At 47.9% G+C, this 14,616-nt stretch carries 16 protein-coding genes; 5 read left to right on the forward strand and 11 right to left on the reverse strand.

All coding sequences use genetic code 11. The features are described from left to right. Window positions 1-19: 19 nt before the first annotated feature. A complete protein-coding gene (locus VIM72_RS12005) occupies window positions 20-1,387 on the reverse strand; it encodes a TlpA disulfide reductase family protein (RefSeq protein ID WP_332003071.1) in 1,368 nt (455 codons plus the stop codon). 208 nt (window positions 1,388-1,595) lie between these two features. Between VIM72_RS12005 and VIM72_RS12010 the strand changes: the two genes are divergently transcribed. Further along, a complete protein-coding gene (locus VIM72_RS12010) occupies window positions 1,596-3,338 on the forward strand; it encodes an ATP-binding response regulator (RefSeq protein WP_332003072.1) in 1,743 nt (580 codons plus the stop codon). On the opposite strand, the gene VIM72_RS12015 is transcribed toward VIM72_RS12010, so the two are convergent. Next, a complete protein-coding gene (locus tag VIM72_RS12015; protein WP_332003073.1) occupies window positions 3,324-4,067 on the reverse strand; it encodes a metallophosphoesterase family protein in 744 nt (247 codons plus the stop codon). The genes VIM72_RS12010 and VIM72_RS12015 overlap by 15 nt on opposite strands. A gap of 341 nt (window positions 4,068-4,408) precedes the next feature. Here VIM72_RS12015 and VIM72_RS12020 point away from each other — a divergent pair, with 341 nt between their 5' ends. Next, on the forward strand, window positions 4,409-5,122 hold the full coding sequence (locus VIM72_RS12020) for a 2OG-Fe(II) oxygenase (RefSeq protein WP_332003074.1): 714 nt from the start codon (window positions 4,409-4,411) through the stop codon (window positions 5,120-5,122). Between the two features lie 3 nt (window positions 5,123-5,125). On the opposite strand, the gene VIM72_RS12025 is transcribed toward VIM72_RS12020, so the two are convergent. Both VIM72_RS12025 and VIM72_RS12030 read right to left on the reverse strand, forming a co-directional pair. Beyond that, on the reverse strand, window positions 5,126-5,548 hold the full coding sequence (locus VIM72_RS12025; RefSeq protein ID WP_332003075.1) for a secondary thiamine-phosphate synthase enzyme YjbQ: 423 nt from the start codon (window positions 5,546-5,548) through the stop codon (window positions 5,126-5,128). 22 nt (window positions 5,549-5,570) lie between these two features. Then, window positions 5,571-6,839: a sorbosone dehydrogenase family protein gene (locus VIM72_RS12030; protein ID WP_332003076.1), complete on the reverse strand. Its 1,269-nt coding sequence runs from the start codon at window positions 6,837-6,839 to the stop codon at window positions 5,571-5,573. A gap of 183 nt (window positions 6,840-7,022) precedes the next feature. Between VIM72_RS12030 and VIM72_RS12035 the strand changes: the two genes are divergently transcribed. Next, window positions 7,023-7,454 (forward strand): response regulator, encoded by a 432-nt coding sequence (locus tag VIM72_RS12035; protein ID WP_332003077.1) that lies wholly within the window; start codon window positions 7,023-7,025, stop codon window positions 7,452-7,454. 4 nt (window positions 7,455-7,458) lie between these two features. On the opposite strand, the gene VIM72_RS12040 is transcribed toward VIM72_RS12035, so the two are convergent. From VIM72_RS12040 to VIM72_RS12065, 6 genes are all read right to left on the reverse strand, one after another. Further along, the gene (locus VIM72_RS12040) at window positions 7,459-8,442 is read right to left on the reverse strand and encodes a GlxA family transcriptional regulator (protein ID WP_332003078.1); all 984 of its coding nucleotides are present in this window, start codon (window positions 8,440-8,442) and stop codon (window positions 7,459-7,461) included. A gap of 108 nt (window positions 8,443-8,550) precedes the next feature. Beyond that, a complete protein-coding gene (locus tag VIM72_RS12045) occupies window positions 8,551-9,819 on the reverse strand; it encodes an MFS transporter (RefSeq protein ID WP_332003079.1) in 1,269 nt (422 codons plus the stop codon). Between the two features lie 28 nt (window positions 9,820-9,847). Next, complete coding sequence (locus tag VIM72_RS12050) at window positions 9,848-10,066, reverse strand: hypothetical protein (protein WP_332003080.1); 219 nt, start codon at window positions 10,064-10,066, stop codon at window positions 9,848-9,850. 50 nt (window positions 10,067-10,116) lie between these two features. Then, on the reverse strand, window positions 10,117-10,707 hold the full coding sequence (locus VIM72_RS12055; protein ID WP_332003081.1) for a TetR/AcrR family transcriptional regulator: 591 nt from the start codon (window positions 10,705-10,707) through the stop codon (window positions 10,117-10,119). A 262-nt stretch (window positions 10,708-10,969) separates the two neighbouring features. Beyond that, window positions 10,970-11,737 (reverse strand): helix-turn-helix domain-containing protein, encoded by a 768-nt coding sequence (locus VIM72_RS12060; RefSeq protein WP_332003082.1) that lies wholly within the window; start codon window positions 11,735-11,737, stop codon window positions 10,970-10,972. Between the two features lie 83 nt (window positions 11,738-11,820). Beyond that, window positions 11,821-12,681 (reverse strand): NAD(P)-dependent oxidoreductase, encoded by an 861-nt coding sequence (locus tag VIM72_RS12065; protein WP_332003083.1) that lies wholly within the window; start codon window positions 12,679-12,681, stop codon window positions 11,821-11,823. Between the two features lie 177 nt (window positions 12,682-12,858). On the opposite strand from VIM72_RS12065, the gene VIM72_RS12070 reads away from it, so the two are divergent. Then, on the forward strand, window positions 12,859-13,227 hold the full coding sequence (locus VIM72_RS12070) for a helix-turn-helix domain-containing protein (RefSeq protein WP_332003084.1): 369 nt from the start codon (window positions 12,859-12,861) through the stop codon (window positions 13,225-13,227). On the opposite strand, the gene nudK is transcribed toward VIM72_RS12070, so the two are convergent. Further along, a complete protein-coding gene (gene nudK, locus VIM72_RS12075) occupies window positions 13,224-13,802 on the reverse strand; it encodes a GDP-mannose pyrophosphatase NudK (RefSeq protein ID WP_332003085.1) in 579 nt (192 codons plus the stop codon). The genes VIM72_RS12070 and nudK overlap by 4 nt on opposite strands. A 57-nt stretch (window positions 13,803-13,859) precedes the next feature. Between nudK and VIM72_RS12080 the strand changes: the two genes are divergently transcribed. Beyond that, window positions 13,860-14,606 carry a DeoR/GlpR family DNA-binding transcription regulator gene (locus VIM72_RS12080; protein ID WP_332003086.1) on the forward strand — a complete coding sequence of 249 codons (747 nt, stop codon included), beginning with the start codon at window positions 13,860-13,862 and terminating at the stop codon, window positions 14,604-14,606. The last annotated feature ends 10 nt before the right edge of the window (window positions 14,607-14,616 follow it).

Here is a 14,616-nt window from a genome sequence, read left to right on the forward strand (position 1 = left end):
AGATGTTTTTGTTTTGATGCTATTTATGGGAAGTCAGCCGCAGCGCAGCTTTCAGCTGATCCGCCACGGAGGAGGTGTAACCGGGCATAGCGATTATTTCCCTGTTTTTATTGAGAAGGATATAGGTAGGATAACCGCTGATCTGCAATTTATCAGGATAACCGCCGGTACGGCCATTGTATAAAAAGAGCACTCCGGGCACGGCTGTACGTTTACTGAGGAATGCCTTCATTTTTTCCAGGTTAGCATCCACCGAAATAGATACAATGGTGAGCTGCCCTTTGCTTTGGCTGATCCAGTCCGGGAACTGTTTCATTCCTTCCAGGCAGCCCCAGCACCAGGTGGCCCAGAAATCAACCAGGATCAGTTCTGATTTAATATCCGCAAGCGTTATCGTTTCATTCCTTTCATTTTTCAAGGGCAGCACCGGGAATTTATTTCCAATACGTGCGCGGGTATTTTCAGAGATGACGTTGAGCAACATATTCCTGGCACTCATGCTGAGAGGATTATTTAACATAGTGGCATGGATGCGGCGTGATAACTCCTCTTTCTTTTCCGGCTCACGGTTTATGCGGTAGGCCTGCTCACAACCGGCTACCAATGCCAGCTCCCCCAGTTGTGGTGAGCTGAAGTATGCCGCTTCGTGAAGGGCCCTGTCCAGGAGGTCATCCGCGTTTCCCTTATACCGGCGGTGGGCCAGCATGATCATTCTTGTTTCCATATAATTACCCAGCAGCTTCATGTAAAACGGATTCCCCGTTGTTACAGGTGGGGTATTGAAATAGGTATTCTCAAAATGATCCATCAAACCTGTAGTATCCGGCAGCTGCTGCAGAAATAAAAGGTAATATAAGGCTGCATCATAGCGCAGCAACGGGTAGGCGGGCGACGAGGTATCGGTGGTATATTTTGATACAATATCCCGGAAACGGCTAAAAACCGTATCTGCCGGCTGTGTTAACCGGAAAAGACCGGTGGGATCTGCAAACAGCGGGTACCAGTTTTGTACCAGGTCCTGTTCCATATTATGCAGCAGCTGGTTCACGGGCATGCCGGCATTGTCTGTTACGGTGAATACACCCGTGCTGTCGTAAATGGTATAGGTGCCGCCGGGCAGTGCCAAAAAAGAGAACGATCTGTTTGCTACCAGGAGCTTCAGCAGGGGACCGCAGGAATCTGCTATCGTTGCCCGGAAACTGCCTGCCCCATTGGTAGGCACCCGTATAATTTCCACCGGCGCTTTACTGATATAATCGGCATAGCCATAAAGCGTCACAAAACTATGCGGATCTCCCTTCAGCTGCCCTTCAATAACAATAGCGCCTTTTCCCGCCAGGGGCATGATAAACAACCAGGTCAGCAGCTGCAGTAAACGGAAATTCATGTACACGATAATTTAAATATGAAGATAGTGTTTATAACTGGTAAGAAAATGTGCGTTAATTGTTCACATCTTCATACGGTAACTTTAAACCTCTCCCGAAATAAGTATGTTGTTTACAAAGAATTTACACTTGATAATCTGCATTCTTCTACCTTGAATGCGTCAGGACAAAACCTGCAACCCTTTTAACACGAAAAACCTGGACTTTATGAAAAACAATTTTACCCCAACCAGGATGAACGGCAGTAATACGGAGGCAGATGATACAAAGGAGCGGATGATAAAGATTGTCAATTCCCTGGCTAAAAGCGCCAGCCTGCTGGCATTTATACTAGGCTGCCTGTTATATTATATGACAGGCCACAAGGTCATTTTACTCCCGGCCCTGCTGGAAAGTGCCCTCTTCCTCTCTATCCTGCTGGTTACAAAATACAGCAAGCCGGTATATGGAAAACGGTTTATGTTCTTTTTACACAGTATATCCATCTGGTTCTTCGGAGTATTACTGGGGCCCGCTTCACAGATCTACCTTTTTGCCCCTTTCCTCGCTTTCTGCGTGTTCCTGGTATTTGAAAAACCATGGTCGCAGGTATTAGTACTTGCCACCAGCCTGGTGGCCATGATACTTGTTATCGTCAACTACCGCTACCCCGTTATAGCATCGCTTCCGCTTAATAAGGAAACCGAACTATATTTACACTGGCTGGTAATCGCTTCAGCTACTTTACTGAATGGCACTGCGTTGTATTATTATGCAAAAGAAAGCAGGTACCAGAACAAACAACTGAAAAAGCTGGTAAGCCAGCTCGACAAAACCAACCAGGCCATGCGTATTTATGTGCGCGAAACTACGCATGAGATCAGGTCGCCGCTCAATGTGGTGAACAGTATCCTGCAGAATTACATTGAAACGGCCGACCAGAGCAAGAGGACCGTCCAGGTTGGTTTTGCACACCTGGAAGCCATTCATTTTGCCTGCCAGGATATGCAGCTGGTAGTGAGCAATGCATTGGGATGGTCGAAAATTGAAGCCGGCAAAGACGAGATCATTAATTCCCCGTTTCACTTCGGCGACTGGGTACTGCATTTGTGCGACACTTATGAATACCTCGCCAAAAGAAGATCCGTCCATATTAATATTGCTTTGCACGATAACCTGCCGGAGTATATCCTGGCAGACAAATCCAAGTTGCGCACCATTATCGTTAACCTCCTCAGCAACGCTATCAAGTTCACGGCATTCCGCTCCATTATTACAGTAAAGGCCGGCATGAAAAACGGCCTGCTGGTGGTTTCCGTTACTGACCAGGGCGTGGGTATCCCGGCAGACCGGAAGGAACATATTTTTGATCCTTATGTTACCGAGCCGGGGCAACATACCGAATCAAGCGGGCTTGGGCTGCCCATTGCCCGGCATATGGCCCGTATGATGGGGGGCGACCTTACCGCAACTGATAACACAGATGGAAGCGGCAGTATCTTCACCCTGCGGATACCCGTGGAAATCACTACTGCGCCCTCCTCTGCCCATCATATCCTCGACTTCTCCCTATTAAAAGGACTAAAAGTACTGGTGGTAGACGATGATCCGCTGAACCATCTTGCATTTTCACTGGCGCTCAAACGCATGGGCATAGAAGTCATACTGGCAGACTCCGGCCCCCAGGGGCTTGCCAAAGCGCTGCTGCATCAGCCGGATGCCATACTGATGGATATGATCATGCCATACGCCAGCGGTGTGGAAATGCTCTCACAGTTCCGTGCCAACCGGGACCTGCGGCATATCCCTTTCATCCTGGTATCCGGCAATAGTTATAGTGAAGTAAAGGAAGAAGTGACCGCTTCCGGAGCAGATGGTTTTTTAAGCAAACCCGTAAATATTGAACAACTGTATACCATATTAAAAGACCTGGTGATAATGGCGGACGCCCAGGTTTCAACTGCCAGGTAGCGCTGATCCGGCACCTGCTAAAAAACGGGCATAAAAATCCGGCACCGGGCTGTTGCGGATACCAGCAATTGTTTCCTCCACCGGGTAAACTACTTTCCGGATAACCGGTGTAATATTATTACCGGCAACCGTAAGCTGCAGGTAAGCGGCCAGCCGGTCTTCTTCTTTCGACCTGCCTACAGACCCGGTATTGATCACCATTTTTTTCCCCGCTTTCAGCGGGCGTATATAAGAAAGATGAGTATGCCCGGTGATCATTATATCTGCATGATGTTCGTCCATCATTCCCAGCAGGTCATTTTCGTCGTGATCCTCGTAAACATATTCATTATTACTGCGGGTGCTGCCATGTACCAGCAATATTTTTGCCCCACCCGCCTCCAGCTGCAGATAGGGTGGCAGCCCCGCCAGGAAAGCCGCATGCTGTGGCGCAATGGTTTCCTTTGTATGATTAATGGCCAGCAGCCTGGCCTCCCGTTCCTCCCTGCTGTGCTTAGGGAGCGGATGTACCGGGTGATCAAAGGCAATGCGCTCATCATGATTCCCCATAATTACCGGGATATTCCTTTCCCTTATCAGGTCTATTACTTCATTATGCCAGGGCGCCGCATCGGTAAGGTCGCCCAGGCAATACACCTGGTGGGCGCCAAACTGTTCTATATCTTCCAATACCGATACCAGCGCAGGCAGGTTGGCGTGGATATCGCTGATAATGGCCAGCTTCAACATTTCATTATTCATTTTAATCACTGCAACGTTACTACTTAATTCAGGCGCTGTTCGCACCGCCCTTAAAAAATACTATAATTCCCTGTAATAGTACCACTAATTCCTATTGTTATAAACGTACTGTTACGCACCTTCTATGGTTGTTCACTCCACGCGCAACGCGCACATATACCCAACCGGGAATAACAGCGCCGGAAAAGGTCAGGTCCTGTTTCCACACAGGCGCCGGCGCAAAAATGATGCCCCGCACAATAGTTAATACCTCCTGGAAACACCGCAAGAACCGGGTTTTCTGTGGAAGCCCTGGCAGCTAATTTTATATCTCCATAAATTATTACCAGATGAAAGATATTAAGAAACGGTTGCTGCAGCACAACTGGCAGCAGGCAGCAAAAGATCTCAACGAACACGGCTATACGTTGCTCAGGGGAATGCTTACCAAAGAAGAATGCGATTCGCTCATCAGCGATTACCAGGCAGATGATACCTATCGAAAAACCATAGTAATGGAACGTTACCGTTTTGGGAAAGGGGAATATAAATACTTCCGGTATCCGCTGCCGGGGCTGATTACAGCTATCCGTGAAACGGTGTATCCGTTTATTGCACCAGTGGCCAACAAATGGATGGAGGTATTGAATATAACACAGCGGTACCCGGATACACATGCAGCGTTAAAGGAATATTGTCATGCCAATGGGCAAACGAAACCCACTATCCTCATCCTCAAATACGGGAAAGACGGCTTCAACACGCTGCACCAGGACCTGTATGGCGATATCTATTTTCCCATGCAACTGGTGGTATTCCTGAACCAGCCGGGGGAAGACTATAACGGCGGTGAGTTTGTATTGACCGAGCAAATTCCGCGGGCACAATCCAAAGCCAATGTGCTGCAACCCCAACGCGGCGATATGCTGATATTCACCACCAACTTCCGGCCGGTAAAAGGCAGCAAGGGATATTACCGGGTAAACATGAAGCATGGCGTAAGCCCCGTGCATAACGGGAACCGGCATACGCTGGGTATCATCTTCCATGATGCCCTGAGCTGAGTATTACTCTCCCCAGGCGGTAAGCAACAGGTTCCGGGGGCCGCCGTGGTTGCGGTGCTCACAAAGGTAAACTCCCTGCCAGGTACCTGTTGCAAGTCGCCCGTTGCGGATGGGGATCATCACGGAGCTCCCCAGCAGGGCGGCTTTCAGATGTGCCGGCATATCATCGGGGCCTTCATCATCATGGAGGTATTCCGGGTCATTTTCAGGAACTGTTTTACTGAAATACATTTCAAAATCTTTCCGCACAGTGGGATCTGCATTTTCATTCAATGTAAGCGATGCAGAAGTGTGCTGGATAAATACCTGCAGCATACCGGTTTTTATTTCCGAGAGTTGCGGAAATGCCTGGATGATCTCTGTGGTGATAATATGAAATCCTCTTCTTCTTTGTTGCAGTTGTAATGCCTGCTGGAATATTTTCATGCTATGCAAGTTAAACATTTCGTTACTGACCATACGCTACTTTCCAGATACGATTGGTTTTATCGTCTGTTACCAGCAATGCGCCGTTCTTTAGTACCAGTAATCCTACCGGGCGGCCGTTTACATCTGCAGTAGTGGAATCTTTTATAAAGCCGGTGAGAAAATCTTCCGGTTTACCGGAGGGTTTTCCGTTGGCAAAGGGTACAAACAATACCTTGTAACCTGATATCGGCTTGCGGTTCCAGGAACCATGCTGGGCGATGAATGCGCCATTGCGGTATTTTCCCGGGAATTTATCTCCCGTATAAAATGCCAGGCCCAGGGAAGCAGTATGAGCGCCCAGCTGCACATCAGGCACAATGGTATTGTTTACTTCCGGTGGGGCGGGATCTTCCACCCGTGTATCCTTATGCTGGCCGTAATAAGTCCAGGGCCAGCCGTAAAAACCGCCTTCTTTTACATGGGTAAGATAGTCGGGGACCAGGTCATTGCCCAGCTTATCCCTTTCATTTACTGCTACCCACAACGTGGAGGTACCAGGCGCCCAATCCATGCCCACAGGGTTTCTCAGGCCGGACGCATAAATGCGGCGGCCCGAGCCATCGGGATTTATTTCCACGATGGCGGCCCTTGACTGCTCATTCCCGATACCTTTTTCCGCGTGATCCGTGCCTGAACCTATTGCGATGTAAATTTTGGATTGGTCTTTATTGGCGATGATGTTACGGGTCCAGTGCTGGTTTATCTTACCCGCAGGAAGGTCTGTGATTTTCTCCGGTGATGCTGTAATAACGGTATCGCCGGTTTTGTAAGGATAGCGAAGTAATGCGTTGGTATTAGCTACATAGAAATGATTTCCTATCAGCAACATCCCGAAAGGCTGGTCCAGGCCGGTGAGGAAAACAGCGCGCAGGTCCGGTATGCCATCATGATCGGTATCACGGAGAAGGGTGATACGGTCCGCGCTGTTCTTCATGCTTTTGGATTTACTGGCGCCAATGATAGCAGCGCCTACCTTTATAAAAAACGGGTAGTTACTGTTAGACTCCGCCACCAGCACATCTCCGTTGGGAAGCGCATACATCCAGCGGGGATTCTGAAAACCTTCCGCATACAGTGAAACATGAAAGCCAGCTGGTGCAACCGGGGTTTCACCGGGCTGCCATCCGCGTACCTGGCTATAGTTTGCGTATGATTTTGTAGCGTGGGGCGGCGGTAAATGACTGCTGTCCTGCCCCGGCAGCCGGTAAGCTGAAGACAACAATGCAAGTGATAACAAATACTTTTTCATGAGAAGGGTGTTTTCAGGATGATACCCTGAAAACGTTACAATATCTGCGCCACCGGGTAGCGGGCACAGGTATATGTATTAGGAAATATTTAATTTGAATTCCGTTACATTTTTGTTTACCTTCAGTGTTCCCGCCAATAGAATCAAACGAGTGTGAAGACCTAAATGCTTAAAATTTTAGACATGACAAGACCACAACAGATAATGATCATTGATGATGATGCGGATGACAGGGGATTTTTCCAGGAAGCCATTAATAATATTTCCCCCATCATTGAAACCCATGTTTGTAACAGTGGAATGCAGGCATTAGCCATGCTCCAGGAAAAAAAGATCACTGCTCCCGATTACATCTTTCTTGATTTTAACATGCCCCTGATGAATGGAAGGGAATGCCTGGTAGAATTGAAAAAGATCCTGCAGCATCAGCTTACCAACATTGTTATACTGAGCACTTCCGACATGAAGGAAGATATGGAAGATGCCATGCGGCTTGGCGCCAAATTATTCCTGACCAAGCCTAATACTTTCCAGGAATTATGCGCTATGCTGAGGGGGGTACTGGAAGGGCGGTGGCATAAGCTCTTTTCCAATTCCACAGGCATAGAAAAGTAAAGAATTATTTGGCGACTGCCCCTTTATTGTATTTGTTCCTGTATTCGAGTGGTGACAATCCCGTGGTTTTCTTGAAGATTGTTCTGAATGCCTTTGTATCCGAATATCCTACCTCCCACATAATTTCATTGATGTTCTTACGGCTGCTTTCAAAGCTTTTTTTCGCCACTTCTACTTTTACCCTTTGAATATATTCCGATACCGTGTTGCTGGTTGCTTTTTTAAATCTTCTTTCCAGGCTTCTGCGGCCCACGGCGAACATAGATGACAACTGTTCCACCGTGATCTTTTCCTGCCAGTTCTGTTCAATGAATTCCTGCGCCTGTTTTACCGATTCGTCCTGGTGCTCACGCTGACCTTTAAAAATGGTAAAGGTAGCCTGGTTGGTACGGTCTATCTCAATTTCAAAATACTTGGACGCCAGGATCGCCATATCGCGGTCGGTATATTTTTCTATCAGGTAGATAAGCAGGTTCCAGAAGGAATTAGCGCCACCGCTGGAATAAATACCATTTTCATCGGTAATGATCTTTTCAGATACCAGTTCTATATCGGGGAACATATTCCTGAACTCATTGGCGGCCAGCCAGTGGGTGGAGCAACGCTTTCCTTTGAGCAAACCGGTAGATGCCAGTAAAAAGGCGCCTACGCAAAGGCTCGCCACTTCCGACCCTTCCCGGTGCTGCTTTACAATCCAGGGGAAGAATTCCTTATTCTGTTCAATGACTGTTTCCCTCTCCCCGTTTACAGCGGGAATGATGATCAGGTCGGCTTTATGTTTCTCGGTGATGAGTACATCCGGCGTTACTTTAAAAAAGCGGTCGTATTCCTGCGCTTCTTTGGAAAGTCCTACCAGCTGTACATTAAACAGGGGTTCTTTTCCAACGCTTTCCAGGAAGTCGTTGGCCTTTGTGAAACATACAAACGGGCCTTCAATACAGCTGAGCGCCACAGCGCCTTTGGGAACGAGAATGGATATTTGTTTCATAGTTCAAATCTAAGATAAAAGTTTGTCGGAATCAACCCTTAAACAGTGTTGAAGGACACTTTTTCCAGATAAAAAAAGAAGCCGGTGCTGCCGGCTTCTTTCTTAATACTATGCTTCCGCCATCATGCCTGCAGCATTGGCTACAGCGCCCTGGGCCAGTTTTCTTTTTACAATCATACTAACCCGGTACACCAGATAAATACAGGGCAGCGTTAACCCTACAATTACCCAACCGAGTGTATCGTAATGTTCAATGGGGCTGAATTTATCTTTCTGTGTTACGATCATGCCCCCGATAACGGCGGCTATTCCGCCGGCAATTTGCTGCAGAGAGGAGTTCACGCTCATAAAGGCGCCACGGTCCGACAAATCGGGGATACCCGTAGTTAATGCGGTGAACGGGATCATACGTCCCATGATACCGGCCATCATCAGCACGTTCAGGCACATGATGATCCAGAGTGGATGCGGCGATAAGTGGGTATAAATAATAATGATCACCAGGGCATATATAGAGGCGATAGTGAAGAGGGTAAACCTGTCTTTCTTATCACTCAATTTTCCAACCAGTGGCATAATGAACAGGGAACCTATACCGGTAACCATGAACAACAAGGGCAGCTGCTCCTGTGTAACATGCAGGTTGTTCACCGCAAATGCGCTACCAAAGGGCATCATCATAAATCCGCCTATAGACATTAATGCGGTGGTAGTAAAACCAACCCGGTAATCACTGTTCTTTACGGTATGCCACAGGTGAGTGAAAGCATTCCTGTCGTGCTGCACCGCCAGGTGTGCAATAACCGGTTGCATCCGGAGAATGATCAGCAGCATCACTACAGCAGCGATACCTGCTACCAGGAAAAAGGGCGCTTCCCATCCCCAGGCGTTGGCCAGGTATAACCCGATAGGAATTCCCAGCACCTGGCTGGCGCCAAATGCCATCTGCACAAAGCCCATTACGCGTCCGCGTTGTGAGATATCAAAAAGATCGGTGATGATGGCCAGGGAAATAGATCCTATTACGCCGCCAAATAAGCCGGTAATGATACGGGCCGCGATCATGGTGTAATAAGTATTGGCAAAGCCGCAGCAAAGTGTGCCTGCAATAAAGCCGGTATAAAAAAATACCAGTAACTTTTTACGGTCGAACCGGTCCGCGAAGCCTGCGGTAAGCAGCCCGGAAATACCGGCGCTGAAGGCATATGCGGATACGATCAGCCCGAACTGGTTAGGCTTTATACTCATTGATTTCATGAGCATATCGCCCAGTGGCGACATCACCATGAAATCGAGTATGATGGTAAATTGTGTGAGTGCCAACAGGGCAACTATCATTTTCTGGTGACCGGAAAATGCGGTTGATGCTTGTTTCATTTCAGGGAGATTTGAGCTTATGTATTTGTTAGTCTTCCAGCTCCGCACATTCGTACGCGCTGGCATTGATCAATGCGATAATGCGGTCCGGTACCGGCTCAGCGGCTACTACCCTGAGCACGCAGTCCACATCTTCCATGTCTACCGTCCACCGGTCAATAAAGGGTTGCTGGTCCAGTACCTGCGCTACTTTAGAGCGGGCTTCCGGGGTGGCAATATTGGTTTTGAAAATAAGAACGTGTTGCATAACCAGGTACTTTGTGAGCGAGCGTTCATTTATAAATTAACTAAAAAAAACTATTTCATTAACCCTTTTATTACGCAGTCGAATGTTTGTTTCATGACTTTATCTGAGAATTTAAATTTGCGGCCGCCAAGGCTTTGTCCTTCGTTATGAAACTTGATCAATGAATACAATGGAGCAAAAGCAACAGACCAGTATACCTCAAGCGGCATTTCGCTGATCTCCCCCCGTTTCACTGCGTTTTGTATATAGTCGCCCATGATCTTACGAAACTCCATCGTGATTGTTTCCAGCATTTTATCTTTGTAGGTGGAGTTACGCAGCTGCTCAAAGAAATTGGCCGACTGGTGATTATCCAGTGCAAAGGCGGCCCTGTTTTTCCATTGTACCCAAAGTCCTTCTTTAAAGGTCATTTCCGGGTCAAAATTTTTGAGGGTGGCCCTTGTCATCCTCAGTCCCTCTTCTGTGCTGATACTGGTTAGCAGGTCTTCCTTATCCTTATAATAAATATAAATTGTTGCCGGAGATACTCCTGCTGCTTTTGCCAGCCGGTTGATGCCAAAATTCTCCAGCCCGTCTTTAGCCACCATCTGGATAGCGGACTCGCGGATGGCCTGTATTTTATTTTCGTCCCTGTATCTCATGCGGCACAAAGATAAGTGAGCGATTGCTTATTTTAAAATATTTTTTGAGATAGGGGATTTTGTCGGACGCGGATTTTGTCTGACTCAGGATTTTGATGATTTCGCTGATTTCGCTGATTTTGTTTTTTGAATTTTATATAAGAGGGGAGATAAAAGTGGATACCCGCTTCTATCTCTCCTTTTTTTCATCCTACAAAAAACGAAATCAGCGAAATCAGCGAAATCATCAAAATCCTGAGTCAGACAAAATCCGCTTAAAGCATCACCACCAGTTAGCCTGCTGGAAAAAAGCCTGCGGCGTTTGCCCGGTGAAGGCGCGGAAGTCTTTTATAAAATGGGCCTGGTCGTAATAGCCTGCCTCGTAGGCGGCTTCTGTCAGACTTTCCGTTTCGGGGAAATGATCGAGCAGGTGGCGGAGCCTTACAATAGCGGAGAACTGCTTGGGGGTGGCGCCGACGCTGCGCCTGAAACGTTTTTCAAAAGCATCCTGGCTGATATACAGGCTGGCAGCCAGCGATTTGATCTTTACATTGCCGGCGGCTGTTTTAATTTGCTGTACTGCATTGCGGATCAGCAGATCCGGTTGCCGGCTGCTGAGCGCTGCGATAAGGAATTGTTCTACAATAGCAACACGTTGCAGGTTACTTTTTGCTTCATGCAGCTTTTCTTCTACGGCTGCAATTTTATGATGCTCCACCAGTTGATCCAATGATTCATGGGTGCCAAAGAATTCGTGAAGAGGTGTTTTGAAAAAAGCGGCGGCGCCTCCTTCCCTGAACTTCACCAGCACATTCCCTGTACCGGGCGCATAATGCAGTAAGCGGGAGGTTCTTCTCAACCCTGTGAGTGTGGTTGCCGGCAAACCGGTTGCTTCACCAGGCTCCCCTGCCGTTACCTTACCTCCAAACCTGAAAGCCATCATCACAGCGGTTTCCGGCAACACGCGGTTCTCCATGCCATCTTTACTTTCAATGACCAGGAAAGCACTGACATAAGGAGAAAGAATAACCGAGGGAAGATAGCTTTCCATATTCATGCAGAAACAAATTATGTGCTTATAAAGGTACGGAGAATTAGTGTTTAGTCCTGCGAACTAAACACTAACCCTTTCACTCAGCGCATTACTTTTATCAATGCCCCCAGCTGCTCCTCCCCGTAACCGGCCTTAATGCCTTTGTTCATGAGCTGAAGGATAAAGCCCGGCACTTCTCCCGGGATACCTGATTCAGCAGCCTGTTTCACCATTAAGGCAATAGATACCGCGCAGGTTTTCAGGCTGCTTTCCGGAAGCCCGAAATTACCCGTGCTGATCACTGCGCCTTCATGCCGCACCATTTCCCCCAGCACCGGTGCAATATTATTGATCATATCACCGAGTGCATTTACATCCAGCTTTTCAGATTCAAAGATCCTGGCTCCCTGCAGGAAGCCGGTGATCAGGCCAAACAGGCTGGAGAGAATAGCCAGGTCCCATGCAGCGGCGGCGCCTGCCGCTGCACCCATATACATAAGGTGCCCACCCAATACTTTCAGTACGGTCTCTCCTTTTTCGTAAGCCACCATATCGCCGGATAAAAAAATAGGGGTATCCGGCTTCCCTATCTGCCGCGGTGTGGCCAGCAGCGCGCCATCCAGGTAATGCGCCCCCAGCGCCCTCACCCAGGTTTCGGCAGTTCTTGCATCCTGTGGCGTACCGGTAGTTAACTCCAGTAACAAGCGGTCTTTTAAGGCCGTATCTGCCAGTATGTTGTGGGTGGTTTCATAATTATTCAGACAGGTAACGATCACCGGGCTGGCCAATACAGCAGCAGCAGGATCTGCCGCCAGTACAGCCCCATCCGCTACCAGCGCCGTTGCTTTTTCCACGCTCCGGTTCCATACCGTTACCTTATAACCATCATCCAGTAAAGTACGTGCCAGTACAAATCCCATAGGGCCTAATCCGATTACTGTAACTTCTTTCTTTGTGTTCATCGTTTTATTTTTTATGGGCCAAATGTCTTTAGTATCGTGATGGCTGCCAATACCCGAAAAAAGTTTCACCCAGGGAAAAATTTTTCGGTATACGCTGCTCCTGCATTACAACGGAAGACCATCGTAATGCTTTTATGAAACAGTGTAAAAGATTTATCTTTCCGCAAATGAAATGATATGTACGAGAAAAAGATTCCCGAGCTGCATTGTGGTATCAGCATTTTTATGAAAGTACTGGGAGGTAAATGGAAAGCCTGGATCATTGAGTGTATCCATGATGATATCAGGCGGCCCAGCGAAATACACCGGCAGATGGAAGTCGATGGCGCCAGCATGCGCGTGATCACCATGCACCTGAAAGAGTTGGAAGATCTTGGGCTGTTATACAAAAAAGTATACCCTGGTATCCCGTTAAAAGTAGAATACTACCTGACAGAAGTGGGGCTCAGCACACTACCGCTGATCAAAGCAATGGACCAATGGGGCAAAGAAAAACAGGCTTTGCTTGGAAAAGAGGTACAGGCAACTGAAATCAACTCCGTTTAACCGCACAAGTGATGAAGCGCTGCATATTGTAGCAGCATAATTGTTTTTCCATCTTTTATCTCGCCGGTACGGATCATTTCCAACGCCCTTGTAAAAGGCAGCTCCAGTACTTCGATATTTTCCTGTTCGGCTTCCAGTCCGCCGCCATCATGTACTTTCAGCTCCCTGGAATAGGCCGCCACAAAGAAATACAGGATCTCTGTAACAGAGCCGGGCGACATATACGCCTCAAACACCTTTTCCACGGCAGTTACCTGGTAACCGGTTTCCTCCATCGTTTCCCGCCGGATACATTCTTCCGCATTATCTTCATCCAGTAAACCGGCACAACATTCTATCAGCATCCCCGTTTCATTGCCATTAATATAAGTAGGCAGACGGAACTGCCGCGTTAATACCACGGTGCCCTGTTCCTTATTATATAGCAGGATAGTTGCCCCGTTGCCGCGGTCGTATGCCTCCCGCACCTGCTTCACCGCGATGCCATCACTACCTTTCATTTCATAGGTAATTTTCTTCAGGGTGTACCAGTTGTCCGACAGGATGGCCGTTTCAAGAATATTTATCGTCTTCATATTAAATGATCGTTTTTGATCGAATTTGATTATTTTTGATCAAGTTAATTATTTAAAATGAATTTCCAACTCAGGAAGCAAAAAATACTGGCGATGCTGGCATCAAAAGGTGAAGTAGGCACCGGTGAATTGGCGCAGGCATTAGGCATTTCGGAAATCACTATCCGGCGGGACCTGAACCAGTTGTCGGACGATGGGCTCCTGTACCGCACCCATGGCGGCGCTATACCGGCCAGCAGCCCGGAACAGCCTTATGAATTTGTAAACAAGGCGGCAGCCAACCAGGCGGCGAAGGATAAGATATGCCGGAAAGCGGCAGCACAGATCAACGACGGCGATATCATTTTCATGGACTGCGGCAGCACCGTTTTCCGTTTATGCCAGTTTATCAGGAACAAAAAAATCAAAGTGATCACCAACTCCCTGCCGGTGATATTTGAGCTGCAGCATTCAGCGGTATCCCTCAATATTATTGGCGGCGAATACGACGAAGCCAGGCAGGCTATACACGGAACCATGGCTACGGAGCATATCCGGCGGTACAAAGCAGGCAAGGCGTTTATTGGCGTGGACGGGCTTTCTGCACAGGGCCTGTTTGCGCATAGTGAAAAAGAAGCGGCTATCGCCACCGCACTGGCAGCACAAAGCGGTTATACCTACCTGTTATGTGATGCCGGGAAAATAGGGAAAACTTCCTATTTCAATTTTGCAGGCCTGGAGCTGGTGAATGCCATTATTACGGATGCGGATCCGGCGGAGCTGAAATTTTGTAAGAAGAAGGGAATTATGGTGATTCCTGCATAATTGATTACCT

The sequence above is a fragment of the Chitinophaga sp. genome, from assembly GCF_036569185.1.
In the GTDB taxonomy this organism is placed as follows: domain Bacteria; phylum Bacteroidota; class Bacteroidia; order Chitinophagales; family Chitinophagaceae; genus Chitinophaga.

What these genes read in the sequence shown, in the direction of transcription:
- VIM72_RS12025 (WP_332003075.1), bottom strand. Translation starts at nt 5,548, where the DNA reads ATGAAAATATTCCAGCAGGCATTACAACTGCAACAAAGAAGAAGAGGA.
- VIM72_RS12030 (WP_332003076.1), bottom strand. Translation starts at nt 6,839, where the DNA reads ATGAAAAAGTATTTGTTATCACTTGCATTGTTGTCTTCAGCTTACCGG.
- VIM72_RS12045 (WP_332003079.1), bottom strand. Translation starts at nt 9,819, where the DNA reads ATGAAACAAGCATCAACCGCATTTTCCGGTCACCAGAAAATGATAGTT.
- VIM72_RS12010 (WP_332003072.1), top strand. Translation starts at nt 1,596, where the DNA reads ATGAAAAACAATTTTACCCCAACCAGGATGAACGGCAGTAATACGGAG.
- VIM72_RS12040 (WP_332003078.1), bottom strand. Translation starts at nt 8,442, where the DNA reads ATGAAACAAATATCCATTCTCGTTCCCAAAGGCGCTGTGGCGCTCAGC.
- VIM72_RS12015 (WP_332003073.1), bottom strand. Translation starts at nt 4,067, where the DNA reads ATGTTGAAGCTGGCCATTATCAGCGATATCCACGCCAACCTGCCTGCG.
- VIM72_RS12055 (WP_332003081.1), bottom strand. Translation starts at nt 10,707, where the DNA reads ATGAGATACAGGGACGAAAATAAAATACAGGCCATCCGCGAGTCCGCT.
- VIM72_RS12050 (WP_332003080.1), bottom strand. Translation starts at nt 10,066, where the DNA reads ATGCAACACGTTCTTATTTTCAAAACCAATATTGCCACCCCGGAAGCC.
- VIM72_RS12065 (WP_332003083.1), bottom strand. Translation starts at nt 12,681, where the DNA reads ATGAACACAAAGAAAGAAGTTACAGTAATCGGATTAGGCCCTATGGGA.
- nudK (WP_332003085.1), bottom strand. Translation starts at nt 13,802, where the DNA reads ATGAAGACGATAAATATTCTTGAAACGGCCATCCTGTCGGACAACTGG.
- VIM72_RS12060 (WP_332003082.1), bottom strand. Translation starts at nt 11,737, where the DNA reads ATGGAAAGCTATCTTCCCTCGGTTATTCTTTCTCCTTATGTCAGTGCT.
- VIM72_RS12080 (WP_332003086.1), top strand. Translation starts at nt 13,860, where the DNA reads ATGAATTTCCAACTCAGGAAGCAAAAAATACTGGCGATGCTGGCATCA.
- VIM72_RS12035 (WP_332003077.1), top strand. Translation starts at nt 7,023, where the DNA reads ATGACAAGACCACAACAGATAATGATCATTGATGATGATGCGGATGAC.
- VIM72_RS12020 (WP_332003074.1), top strand. Translation starts at nt 4,409, where the DNA reads ATGAAAGATATTAAGAAACGGTTGCTGCAGCACAACTGGCAGCAGGCA.
- VIM72_RS12070 (WP_332003084.1), top strand. Translation starts at nt 12,859, where the DNA reads ATGTACGAGAAAAAGATTCCCGAGCTGCATTGTGGTATCAGCATTTTT.
- VIM72_RS12005 (WP_332003071.1), bottom strand. Translation starts at nt 1,387, where the DNA reads ATGAATTTCCGTTTACTGCAGCTGCTGACCTGGTTGTTTATCATGCCC.